Here is a 12,404-nt window from a genome sequence, read left to right as displayed (position 1 = left end):
CTCCAGCATATTGAGTTGTCAAGGCAGCTCATACGAGTAGAATTCAAGATAGTAACAATTCATATTGCGCTTTACAATCCCTCATTGTCCCTTTAACCTTCTTCATCAAGGCAGGGAGGATTTCATGGACAAGACGTTCAGTGTTGTTTTTGGGGGAATCTTAGCGGTTCTATTGCTGTTTCTGTATTCTGGCTCGACCATATACATGCTCAGTACGGTTGTCGGGACTTGCAGTGGTGTAGCCACTGGCTGCAGTGTGATTTTCGGGCCTGGCCTTACGTATATCACGGCAACCGTAGGCGGTTTGGTCTCCGCGCTGATAATCGCAACATTAGGCGCGTCCGACCCAGGTGGACAGGTCCGCGTTGGAAACTTTGAGCCCACTACAACGACAGCCGAATCTCGAACCAATATAGTTGTCATCGTCTATTTGTTTGCCTGGATGCTCACCGGCCTGGGTGCGCTCATTGTCGGTGTCATGATTTACTCAGGTGCAAGCGAAGTCCTTTCCACCATCGGATCGACTTGGTTGGGACTCGCGGTTTCCGCCGCTTACGCATATTTCGGCATACAGCCGAGTGACCGATCGGTTCGTGCCGCCCAGCGAGAATTTGGGATCACATCTGTAACGACCGATCTGGAGGCGCAGATTTCGGCTGGCAAGATTATTTTTGATCCTGGAAAAGAGGCGCAATTAAAGGGCGAACTGCTTGGTACCGCAGACGGAACGACAGCGACCGCCAAGCTTCAAAAGCTTGTGCTTGAGCTCTCGAAAACGTCCAATATCCGCATCAGTTCGATCGTACGCAGCGAAGGTCATCACGGCTCAGGCCGAGCGGCGGATATTGGCAACGAAGATATCGCAAAGACTTTGTTGCCGACTTTCGCGACAGATACAAAGGTAGTCGCGCTCGAGATTGACGAGATCATTTTCGACGCGACTGTGGCGAAGGAGACCGACGCCAACAAATGGAACTATGATCAAGGCGCCAAGCACAACTACGATGCCGCAACGCTCGCCCAGCACACGGATCATATCCATTTTGCAGTCAAAGCCTAGCAACTGGCGTTGTCTGCAACTACCCCGTTTCTCTTGGCCTCTGGCACAATTTGCCTATGATGCGGCGCCCGCCTTGCCGCCATGCGGACGAGGCGATCGGCGGCGAATCCGCTCGATCACCGGGCGTGGCGAGACTGCCAGCTATACAAGCATCGTACCGATTGGGCTCTATACGCGTAAAAATATGTGAACTTGCCGCGTTTTTCCCAGAGCCGCCGAATGTCTTGAACAGTGCGCCGAGCGAAGGCTCGCACGCCAAATCAATCTCGTGCGTTCCTTTGGGCTGCCTCCATGCCGGCGGCGACGCTGGCACCGAGGAACATCGTATCGCTGGCGAGGATGAAGAAACGGATGCCGGATTGCATCCAGATTCCGATATCGTCGGGTGATGGCCTGAAGATGCCCGACGTTCGGCCAGCGCGGACAGCAGCTTTTGCAATCGTCTCGATGGCCACGTTCAGCTTCTTGGCGCCAGCAGGTCCCATCGCATCGATCGACACGGAGAGATCGCCGGGGCCGATGAAGATCACATCGACGCCGTCGACGGCCGCAATCGCGTCGATATTGGCAAGCCCCTCGGCGGTTTCGACCTGGATTGCCAGCAGCAGCTTTTCGTTTGCCGACGCCAGATAATCCGGAATGCGATAGCCGTAGGCGGCCGCCCGGCCAGGCCCGACGCCGCGTGCTCCCACCGGCGGATAGCGCGTGGCCTGAACCGCTGCCCGCGCCTGCTCGGCGGTGGAGACGCGCGGCACCAGCACGCCGGCAGCCCCGGCATCGAGAGCAGCAGCAATGGACTCTGGTGCATGCCCCGGTACCCGCACCATCGCCGGCACGCTGTGCACGTCGGCGGCGCGTACCAGATCCTCGATGCGCTCGCGGCTGATCTGCGCATGCTCCCAATCGATGCAGATGAAATCGACGCCGGCGGCTGCCGTCACTTCAATCGCCACGGGATGCGGAATGGCTGCGAACGTGCCGACCGCGACCTCGCCACCGATAGATCTGCCTCGAAAATCCTGCATTCATTCCTCCACTGTCTTGCGCCGCCCAGATAAATTTAAGCTTGAAATATCCTGTCGGTGCAATACCAATATCGTGCTCAAATGATCAAACACGGAAAAACCGTGTAGCATGCATGGTAAGGGAGGCACGATGACACATCCGCTCAAGGGGGCGAACCGGCTGAAACTCGGCGTCTTCTCGGCCAATGCGGATGGCGGACTGGCCATCACCGATGTTCCCGAACGCTGGAAAGCCGGCTGGGACGACAACCTCACCGCCGCGCAGATTGCCGACCGTGCCGGGCTGGAATTCTTCCTGCCGATCGCCCGCTGGGCCGGCTTCGGCGGCAAGAACCATGTGCGTGAATGGTCGTTCGAGACCTTCACGTGGGCGGCCGCACTGGCCGCCGCGACCAAGCAAATCGGTCTTTTCATGACCGTGCACGTGCCGCTGGTCCACCCGCTCTATGCCGCCAAGGCACTGGCGACGGTCGATCATGTCAGCGGCGGCAGGGCCGGGCTCAACATCGTCTGCGGCTGGAACCCGAAGGAATTTGCGATGTTCGGCACGCCCTTGGTCGAGAAGGGCTACGACCAGGCCGCCGAATGGATCGAGATCATCGAGAAGGCTTATGCGTCCGACAATCCCTTCGATTTCGACGGCAGCTATTACAAGCTGAAGGACGTCGTCAGTCGGCCGGCAAGCGTCCAGACGCCGCGACCGGTGACGATGAACGCGGCCTTCGGCGGGCCGGGCCGCGATTTCGCCGCTGCCCATTGCGACTACCTGTTCACCACCTTCACCGATATCGATGCCGCCGGAAGCCATGTCGAGGATATCCGCACGCGCGCCGAAAAGGCCGGCCGCAATGTCGGGGTCTACACTGTGTGCCATGTGGTTTGCCGCGAGACGCAGGCCGAGGCGAATGACTATTACGAGCGCTATGCCGTCGAGATGGCCGACCATGCGGCCGTCGACATCCACATGGCAGGCAAGAAGGAATTTTCGCAGTCGCATGATGCGGACGCCTATGAGCGTTATCGCAAGCGCTTTGCCGGCGGCGCGGGCAGCTATCCGCTCGTCGGTACCCCGGAAAAGATCGTCGAGGACATGGCCGCCATATCAGCGAAGGGCTATGCCGGCATCGCGCTGTCCTTCGTCAATTACACGCAGGAACTGCCGTTCTTCTGCGGCCGGGTGCTGCCGTTGCTGCGCGAGGCCGGACTGCGCCAGTGAAGCGATAGAAGGACAGATGCAATGACAAATCGGGGAGAACGACCATATTGACCGAAACGGGACTGACAAAAGTCTCTTCGCGGGTGACGCTGCAGGACGGCGTCTACGAGCAGTTGCGCCATGCGCTGATGTGGGGCCTGTTCGAGCCTTCGCAGGTGACGACCATCTCGTCGCTGGCAGCGGAGTTCGGCACCAGCCACATGCCGGTACGTGAGGCACTTAGAAGACTGGCCGCCGAGAACGGGCTTGAGATTGCCCATAACGGCTCCGCACGCGTTCCGGCGGTCTCACGTGAACGGCTGGACGATCTCTGCCTCGTGCGCGCGACGCTGGAAGGGCTGGCCACCGAACTCGCGACAGCGCGCATGAGCCCGGATGACATCGAGCGCTGCAGGCAGTTGGCCATCGAGCACGAGGCGCTGGGCCATACCGGCAAGGTGCATGACATGCTGCGCAAGAACCACGAATTCCATTTCGCCATCTATGAGCTCTCGGGCTCGGAGACCTTGCCGCAATTGATCGCTACGCTCTGGCTGCGGTTTGGCCCCTACATGCGGCTTCTCTCGGATCTGGTCGCCCGGCAGCTCGATCAAGGCATTATCCACCCCTATTCGACCTATCACCACGAGTTGATCGACGCCTTTCGTGCCGGCGATGGGAAGCGTGCGGGCGCCCTGATGGTTGATGATATCGAGGCGACGCAAAAGCTGTTGCAGGGATTATGCTAAAAATAGTTGAACTTTAAAATATCTTGTGATCAAATAATCAAACTTGCCCGACAAGGGCTGAATGACCGACGCCAGAAGACGGGCCGGCGAGATTTGAGGGAGCGGATATGTCGGGGACTGAGCGGACGAGTGCGGGCGGCAACGGATTTCCGGTCGATGAGTTGCGCGCGCTGTTTCCCGCGCTGCGCAAGGCCAACGGTTTCATCTTTCTCGAAAATGCCGGTGGATCGCAGGTGCCGCAGTCGGTGGTCGATGCCGTCGCCAACCACCTGATCGACAACAACGTCCAGCGCATGGCGAAGTACGAGCACAGCCAGGGCGTCGACCGCAATCTCGAAGCGGCGCGCGAAAGCGTGGCTCTCCTCGTCAATGCCTATCGTCCGGAGGAAATCTCCTTCGGGCTCAATGCGACCTCGTTCATCCGGCTGGTGAGCCTCGGCATCGCCAAGCTGCTGGGCGAGCGCAACGAGATCATCATCACCGACATGGACCATGACGCCAACATCGCCACCTGGATGGCGCTCGAAGCCGATGGTGCCAAGATCGTCTGGTGGAAAATGCGCGAGGACGGCACGCTGCACACGGTCGATCTCGAGCCGCTGCTTAACGAGCGCACGCGCCTGGTGGCGGTTACGGTCACCGCCCATTCGATTGGCACCATCGTCGATGTCAAGACCGTCGGTCGCCTTGCCCACGCGGCCGGCGCCGAAGTGTTCCTCGATTCCGTCCACTTCGGTCCGCACGGGCTGATCGACGTGCAGGCATGGGATTGCGACTACCTCGTTTGCTCAGGCTACAAGAATTTCTCGCCGCATATGGGGTTCCTCTGGGGCCGCTATGATGCGCTCGTTAAGCTCCCGACTTTCAAGGAAGACTTCATTCCCGACGTTCCGCCCTACAAGATCGAGGTCGGCACGTTCACCTATGAAAACGTCGCGGGCATGAACGCGGCCGTGCACTATCTCGAAGACATCGGCCGGCGCTTCCTGGCCGGTAGCGGGCACAGCCGCCGCGAGGCGCTTGCCGCCGCCATGGGCGCCATCCGCGAATACGAACTGGTCCTGTCGCGCGAGATGATCCGTGTGCTCAAGCGGCACGGCGCCGATATCTATGGCATTTCGGACGAGGCCAAGCTTGCCGGCCGCGTGCCCACCATCTGCTTCAACGTTCCCGGTGTGACGCCGCAGCACATCGCCGCTGAAATGGGCAAGGCGCGGATCGGCGTGCGTGACGGCCATATGTTCGCGCCGCGCCTGATGAAGCGGCTGGGCCTGTCGATGGAGTCGGGCGCTCTGCGCGTGTCGCTGGTGCATTACAACAAGGTCGAGGAGATCGCCCGTTTCGACACCGTGCTTGGCGATATCATCGCGGCGGCGAAGGGCTCGCCCAAGCTGGCGAGGAGTGCCTGACCGATGTCACTGTTGCCATCAGACATCTCGACAGAAGCGATGCGGAAACGCTACGCGTTCGACGGCATTCGCGCCCAGGTCCGCGACCTGCGCACGGAGAACATTGCCGTCCTTGCTGCCCGCGCGCGTGAACTCGGCGATGTCATACCGCTCTGGTTCGGCGAAGGCGACATCGTAACCCCGGCTTTCATCCGTGATGCGGCAAAGGCGGCGATCGACGATGGCTTGACCTTCTATATTCCCAATATGCGCGGCTACGGCCCGCTGATCGAAGCGCTTGCGACCTATCAAAGCGGCATTCATGGCCGTTCGATCCCGGTGGAGCGCTCGACGATCGCGCCCGGCGGCATGCAGGCCCTCTATCTGGCGCTCAGCCTGCTGGTCGATGTCGGCACCAATGTCGTCTATGTCGCGCCGCAATGGCCCAACATCCACAACGCCATCCATCTGGTCGGTGGCGAGCCTCGACCCGTGCCGCTCGGTTTCGATACCGACTGGCGGCTGGATCTCGACAAACTGTTTGCCGCCTGCGACGCGCGGACCCGCGCCATCTTTCTCTCCACGCCCTCCAACCCGACGGGTTGGACCGCGAGCCGGGAGGAGATGCAGGCGCTTCTCGATTTCAGCCGACGGACTGGCATCTGGATCATTTCGGATGAGGTCTATAACAGGCTGTATTTCGACGGCGTGGCGGCGCCGTCGATTCTACAAATCGCCGAGGACGGCGACCGTGTGCTGGCGGTCAACAGCTTTTCCAAGGCCTGGGCGATGACCGGCTGGCGGATCGGCTGGCTGACGCATCCCTCGGGCGTCGCGGACCAACTCGCCGCGATGACGCAATATGCCAATAGCGGCACGCCGGGCATTGTCCAGGCGGCTGGCGCTGTGGCGCTCCGCGATGGCGAGCCGCTGGTCGCCGAGATTGTTGGCCGCATCAAGGCCGGCCTCGACCTCACCTATGACAGGCTTGCCGAAATTCCCGGCATCATCCTGCCCGAGAAGCCGCGCGGCGGCATGTATGCCTTCTTCGCGCTCGAGGGCCAACCGGATGCGCGCGACGCCTGCACCATGATTTTGGAGAAATCGCGGGTCGGGCTGGCGCCCGGTCACCTGTTCGGCGCATCATCGGGCGCGTTTCTGCGCATGTGTGTGTGCCGTGACATCGCCCAGATCGCCACGGCGCTCGACCGCATGGTCGACGCCTTGAAATGACGTGTCCGCCCACGCGGAACGGCAATACCTGCCGGGAAGGGACCCGGTAGTTAAAACCAGAGGGAGAATAAGAATGAGCCTTACCCGTCGCCACCTACTCGCCGTGACAGCCGCACTCGGCCTGTCCTGCACCGCCTTCGGCGCGCTTGCCGCCGATGTGCTTCAAGTCGGATCCTACCCCAACAACCCGCCGTTCGAATTCAAGAACGCGAGCGGTACCTTCGAAGGCTTCGAAGTCGATATCGTCAACGAAGCCGCCAAGCGCGCCGGCATGACAACCGAAATCGCCGATTATGGCTTCCAGGCGCTGTTCGCCGGCACGACCTCGGGCCGCATCGACGTGGCGATCTCCTCGATCACCATCACGCCGGAGCGCCTCGGTTCGCAGTCGTTCACTCAGCCCTACTACGACTCCGACATGGGTGTCGCCATCAAGGAAGACAGCCCGCTGAACGGCCTGGCCGACCTGAAGGGCAAGATCGTCGGTGTTCTCTCCGGTTCCACAGGTGAAAAGTGGGCCCAGGAACATCAGAAGGAATACGGATTTGCCGAGATCAAGGGCTATGATTCCCAGCAGAACGTGATGCTCGATCTCGGCGCAGGCCGCGTCGATGGCGTGGTCAGCGACATTCCGGGCATGGAATTCCTCTTCACCAAGATGAAGGGCTTCAAGGTCAAGGAACGCATCAAGACCGGCGAACAGTACGGCCTGATGATGACCAAGGACCATCCGAAGCTGCAGGCGCTTTCCGATGCCATCGGCTCGATGAAGAAGGACGGCACGCTGGCCGCGATCCACAAGAAGTGGTTCGGCAGCGACGCACCGGCCGGTTCCTCGACCGTCACCGAAATGCCGATCCCGAAGCCCTGATCCGGGGTCAGGTCGTTACAAGAATAAGGCTTTCGGCCGTCCCCGCACACAAGCGGGAACGGCCGGGATGCCACGCGATGGCCGCGGTCCTGAAGCAGATTTCAGTGCACTGAGGCGCATCCGCCAAATGCCCCATTTCCAATTCCGCTCATCTGCCCCTAAGCTCGGTGAGTTCTCCAGCCATACCGAGGCCCGGCCATGTCGTTGATCGATACGTTCTTCAATTATGAGGTGCTGTGGTCTGCCCTGCCCGCGCTGCTGAGAGGGTTCTGGAACACGCTGCTGCTCGGCGTCATGAGCATCGTGATCGGCGTTCCCGCCGGCATGTTTGTCGGCATTATCAGGCTTTACGCGCCAAAGCCGATACGTTTGCTGATGATCGGCTACATCGACATCATGCGCGCCATGCCGGTGCTGGTGATGCTCATTCTCATCTATTACGCGCTGCCGTTCCTCGGCATCCGGCTCTCGTCATGGGCGTCGGCCGTCATGGCATTCTCGATCGTCATGGCGGCCTATTCCGCCGAGGTCTTCCGGTCGGGCATCGAAGGCGTGCCGAAGGGCCAGTTCGAGGCGGCGGCGGCGCTCGGCCTGCCGTTTCTCCTGACGCTGCGCAAGGTCATCATGCCGCAAGCGATCCGGATCGTCATTCCGCCAACCACCAGCAACTGCGTATCGATGTTCAAGGACACGTCGTTGGCCTCGACGGTGGCGCTGCCGGAACTGCTGAAGGAAGCCACCAACGCCCAGGCGCTCTATGCAAATCCATCGCCGCTGATAGGTGCCGCGCTGGTCTACATCATCTTCCTCTGGCCGATGGTCCGGCTGGTGAGCATGCTTGAGAAGCGTTACAAGTCCGAAAATGCCCGTTGAGCGGAGGGACCGATCGCCATTCAGCTGATGCCGGTCTGCAAATCGCGATTTTCTGCGCTTCCGGTGCTCACGTACCTTAAGTCCGAAAATGCCCGTTAAGCGGCGGCTTCTGCTCCGCACGAAACAATCCTGGAATAATTGAGGACGCCTTCATGACAGTCATTCCCGATCTCGCAGCCGTCGAGGCGATGGATGCAAGCGACCCGCTGCGCGGCATGCGCGACCGCTTCATCCTGCCCGAGGGCGTAATCTATCTCGATGGCAATTCGCTCGGTGCCGCGTCCAAAGCCGCCTACGACGAGATCGACAAGGCCGCGCGGGAGGAATGGGGCCAGGATCTTATCCGCGCCTGGAACAAGGATGGCTGGTTCGAGATGCCGCTCGAGTTGGGCGACCGCATCGGCCGGCTGATCGGTGCGGCACCCGGTCAAACCGTGGTGGCGGACACGACGTCGATCAATATTTACAAGGGCCTGCATGCGGCCTTGGGCCTGCGCCCGGATCGTTCTGTCATCGTCGCCGAAGGCGGCAGTTTCCCGACCGATCTCTATATGGCCGAGGGCGTTGCCTCGACCCGTCCGGGCACCACGCTTCGCCTGGAGGGAGTCGATGCTCCTGAGATCGAGGACCTTATCGATGACAAGGTCGCGGTGATCCTCGTCAACCACGTCAATTACAAATCCGGCGAACTCCGCGACATGGCGACGCTGACCCGGAAGGCGCATGAGGCCGGGGCGCTGATCGTCTGGGATCTCTGCCACACAGCTGGCGCGCTGCCGGTCGATCTCGACGGATCCAACGCCGACTTCGCCATCGGCTGCACGTACAAGTATCTCAATGGTGGCCCGGGCGCCCCGGCCTTCATCTATGTCGCCACCAGGCATCTCACTGAAGCGCGCCAGCCATTGAGCGGCTGGTGGGCCCATGCCCGGCCCTTCGCCTTCGAGCAGAGTTTCGATGCCAGCGCCGGCATCCGTCGATTCCAATGCGGAACGCAGCCGATCCTCTCGCTGCGTGCGCTCAAGGGCGCACTCGACATCTGGGCCGAGGTCGATCTCGATGCGCTGCGTGCCAAAAGCATCTCGCTGACCGATCTCTTCATCAAGCTGGTCGAGTCGCGGTGCGAGGGTCTTGGCCTCACGCTGGAAAGCCCACGCGACGCCAGCCGCCGTGGCAGCCAGGTGTCGTTCGAGCATGACCACGCATATCCCATAATGCAGGCGCTGATCGAGCGCGGCGTGATCGGCGATTTCCGTGCACCGGCGACCATCCGCTTCGGCTTCACGCCGCTCTATACGAGCTTTGGGGATGTCTGGCGGGCGGTAGAGGTTCTGGAGGACATATTGCGCACCGGCGCATGGAAGGAAGCACGCTTCGCGGTGCGATCCGCGGTGACTTGATCGCCTATTCTCAGAGCCTAGTGCGAACGCGCCAGAGTTCCGGAAACAGTTCAACGTCCAGCATTTTCCGCAGGTAGGATGCGCCCGAGGTTCCGCCGGTGCCGCGCTTCAGGCCGATGATGCGCTCGACCGTCGTGACGTGATTGAAGCGCCAGCGGCGGAAATAATCCTCGAAATCGACCAGCTTCTCGGCCAGTTCGTAAAGCATCCAATGGCGCTCGGGGTCCTGATAGACTGTCTGCCAGGCGGTGAGCACCTCTTCGCTCTCGATACGGTTCTCGCGCCACTCCGTGCGTTGCGCGTCGGCACCGACATCGAAGCCCTGGCGGGACAGCAGCAGGATCGCCTCGTCGTAGAGCGAGGGCATGGCGAGTATTGCCTCCAGCTTCTCGGAAAATTCCGGGCGGTGGGCGTGCGGGCGCAGCATTGCGAGGTTGCGATTTCCCGCCAAATATTCCACGGCCCGATATTGCCACGACTGGAAGCCTGAGGACTGGCCGAGCGATTCTCGGAACTGGGTGTATTCGCTGGGGGTCATCGTCCGCAGCACGTCCCAGGCATTGTTGAGCTGCTCAAAAATGCGGGCGACGCGGGCCAGCATCTTGAAGCTCGGCTCCAGCTTGTCGTCGCGGATCGAGCGGATCGCGGCCGAAACTTCATGGATCGCAAGCTTCATCCAGAGTTCCGATGTCTGGTGCTGGATGATGAACAGCAGTTCGTCATGCGCCGTCGATAGTGGCGACTGCGCATTCAGCACCTCGTCGAGATGCAGGTAGTCGCTGTAGGACATGCGGTCCGCGAACGACATCTGCGCACCCTCGGTCGCGGGATCATATGGCTTGCTCAATTGATCTTCTCCGCGCGGAGCCGGAACCGCTGGATCTTGCCGGTCTGGGTCTTGGGCAGCGCATCGATGAATTTCACCGAGCGGGGATACTTGTAAGGCGCGATCGTGGCCTTCACGTGGTCCTGCAGGCGCTTGATCGTTGCCGCATCGGGCGCTGCGGATGGCACAAGCACGACATGCGCCTCGACGATCTGGCCGCGATCGACGTCTTCCGCGCCGATCACCGCGCATTCGGCCACATCGGGATGCGACAGCAGCGCCGCCTCGACCTCCGGGCCGGCGATATTGTAGCCGGAACTGACGATCATGTCGTCTGAGCGCGCCGCGAAGTGGAAGAAGCCAGCCTCATCCTGGTAGAAGGCGTCGCCGGTCAGGTTCCAGCCGTCGCAAACATATTCCTTCTGCCTGATATCCGACATGTAGCGGCATCCGGTGGGCCCGCGCACCGCCAGCTTGCCGACGGTTCCGCGCGGCACCTCGTTCATCTCGTCATCGACAATGCGCGCCTCATAACCGCCGACGGGCTTGCCAGTGGATGACGGCCGCAAATCCTCGAAGCGGTTGGAGATGAAAATGTGCAGCATCTCGGTCGCCCCGATGCCATCGAGGATCGGTTTGCCCGTCTTGGCCGTCCATTCCTCGAACACCGGACCGGGCAGGGTTTCCCCGGCCGACACCGCGACGCGCAGCGACGAGAGGTCGGCGCCGGCATCCATCGCCTTCATCATGGCTCGGTAGGCGGTCGGCGAGGTGAAGGAAATCGTCGCCTTATAGATCTCGATGATGTGGATCATGTTCGGTGGCGTCGCCTCTTCGAGGAGCGTCGCGGTGGCGCCAAAGCGCAACGGGAAGATGGCGAGGCCACCCAGGCCGAAAGTGAAGGCGAGCGGCGGCGATCCGACGAACACGTCGTCAGGGGTCACATGCAAAACGTCTTTGGCGTAGGTGTCGGCGATAAGCAGAAGATCGCGGTGGAAATGCATTGTCGCCTTGGGCACACCCGTCGTACCCGACGTGAAGCCCAACAACGCAACATCATCTTGGCTGGTTTGAATTGCCGCGAACGTCACCGGCTTGTCGAGCGCGATACGGTCGAGTTCGGCGTCGTGGTTGGCGGTGCCATCGAAACCGACGACCTTCTCGAGGAAGGCGCTGTCCTTGGCGCAGGCGACCATTTCGTCCATCAGCCGGGTATCGCAGAGTGCGAGCGAGATTTCCGCCTTATCGACGATCTTCTTGAGTTCGCCCGCCCGCAGCATGGGCATGGTGTTAACGACCACCGCTCCGGCTTTGGTGGCGGCAAGCCAGCAGGCGACCATGGCCGGATTGTTGGCGGAGCGGATGAGCACCCTGCTGCCCGGCTTGACGCCATAGGTCTCGACGAGCGCATGTGCCAGCCGGTTGGTCCAGTCCGACAGTTCCTTGTAGGTGCGGCGCCGGCCATTGCCGATCAGCGCGGTGTGATCGCCAAAGCCCTTCTCGACCAGCCTGTCCGTCAGTTCGACGCCGGCATTGATGCGGTCGGGATAGTCGAAACCGTCCAGCAGGAAATCCGGCCACTGGTCCGGCGGCGGCAGGTTGTCGCGCGTGAACGTGTCTGTATGTGCTGACGGTCCAAGCATGTCTAGCGTTTCCTGGATGTTTGCGGGCCGGCCGATCTAAGCTCAGGACTGCAAGAGCAGATGCAATTGCCATCCCGTACCAGCGAGACCTCCCATCGCTGGTAGGCTCAAGCATCGCACCAGCCCAAAATTATTTCAAGC

The 12,404-nt window shown here is 61.0% G+C and carries 11 protein-coding genes; 8 read left to right on the top strand and 3 right to left on the bottom strand.

Going from position 1 to position 12,404, the window contains the following annotated elements; genetic code table 11:
• The first annotated feature begins 124 nt into the window (after nt 1-124).
• Entirely contained in the window at nt 125-1,060 is a 936-nt protein-coding gene (locus tag IHQ71_RS22935) for a hypothetical protein (RefSeq protein WP_258158726.1), read from the top strand.
• Nucleotides 1,061-1,320: 260 nt separating this feature from the next.
• Here IHQ71_RS22935 and IHQ71_RS22930 read toward each other — a convergent pair whose 3' ends face one another.
• On the bottom strand, nt 1,321-2,085 hold the full coding sequence (locus tag IHQ71_RS22930; RefSeq protein ID WP_258158725.1) for an HpcH/HpaI aldolase/citrate lyase family protein: 765 nt from the start codon (nt 2,083-2,085) through the stop codon (nt 1,321-1,323).
• Between the two features lie 130 nt (nt 2,086-2,215).
• Here IHQ71_RS22930 and IHQ71_RS22925 point away from each other — a divergent pair, with 130 nt between their 5' ends.
• The 7 genes from IHQ71_RS22925 (at nt 2,216) to kynU (ending at nt 9,794) form a co-directional block, all read left to right on the top strand.
• A complete protein-coding gene (locus IHQ71_RS22925) occupies nt 2,216-3,301 on the top strand; it encodes an LLM class flavin-dependent oxidoreductase (RefSeq protein WP_258158724.1) in 1,086 nt (361 codons plus the stop codon).
• A 44-nt stretch (nt 3,302-3,345) separates the two neighbouring features.
• Complete coding sequence (locus tag IHQ71_RS22920) at nt 3,346-4,029, top strand: GntR family transcriptional regulator (RefSeq protein ID WP_258162925.1); 684 nt, start codon at nt 3,346-3,348, stop codon at nt 4,027-4,029.
• Between the two features lie 107 nt (nt 4,030-4,136).
• On the top strand, nt 4,137-5,438 hold the full coding sequence (locus IHQ71_RS22915) for a cysteine desulfurase-like protein (RefSeq protein WP_258158723.1): 1,302 nt from the start codon (nt 4,137-4,139) through the stop codon (nt 5,436-5,438).
• Between the two features lie 3 nt (nt 5,439-5,441).
• Entirely contained in the window at nt 5,442-6,650 is a 1,209-nt protein-coding gene (locus IHQ71_RS22910; protein ID WP_258158722.1) for a pyridoxal phosphate-dependent aminotransferase, read from the top strand.
• Nucleotides 6,651-6,723: 73 nt separating this feature from the next.
• Nucleotides 6,724-7,521 (top strand): ABC transporter substrate-binding protein, encoded by a 798-nt coding sequence (locus IHQ71_RS22905; RefSeq protein ID WP_258158721.1) that lies wholly within the window; start codon nt 6,724-6,726, stop codon nt 7,519-7,521.
• Nucleotides 7,522-7,719: 198 nt separating this feature from the next.
• Nucleotides 7,720-8,394: an amino acid ABC transporter permease gene (locus IHQ71_RS22900; RefSeq protein WP_258158720.1), complete on the top strand. Its 675-nt coding sequence runs from the start codon at nt 7,720-7,722 to the stop codon at nt 8,392-8,394.
• A 152-nt stretch (nt 8,395-8,546) separates the two neighbouring features.
• Nucleotides 8,547-9,794, top strand: a complete 1,248-nt coding sequence (gene kynU / locus IHQ71_RS22895) for a kynureninase (RefSeq protein ID WP_258158719.1) — start codon at nt 8,547-8,549, stop codon at nt 9,792-9,794.
• A gap of 10 nt (nt 9,795-9,804) precedes the next feature.
• Here kynU and kynA read toward each other — a convergent pair whose 3' ends face one another.
• Both kynA and IHQ71_RS22885 read right to left on the bottom strand, forming a co-directional pair.
• Complete coding sequence (kynA, locus tag IHQ71_RS22890; RefSeq protein ID WP_258162924.1) at nt 9,805-10,602, bottom strand: tryptophan 2,3-dioxygenase; 798 nt, start codon at nt 10,600-10,602, stop codon at nt 9,805-9,807.
• A 35-nt stretch (nt 10,603-10,637) separates the two neighbouring features.
• Nucleotides 10,638-12,263 (bottom strand): AMP-binding protein, encoded by a 1,626-nt coding sequence (locus IHQ71_RS22885; protein ID WP_258158718.1) that lies wholly within the window; start codon nt 12,261-12,263, stop codon nt 10,638-10,640.
• Between the last annotated feature and the right edge of the window lie 141 nt (nt 12,264-12,404).

The organism is Rhizobium sp. TH2 (assembly GCF_024707525.1).
In the GTDB taxonomy this organism is placed as follows: domain Bacteria; phylum Pseudomonadota; class Alphaproteobacteria; order Rhizobiales; family Rhizobiaceae; genus Rhizobium_E.
The sequence above is the reverse complement of the archived record's forward strand: the minus strand, read 5'-3'. Positions and strand labels throughout refer to the sequence as shown.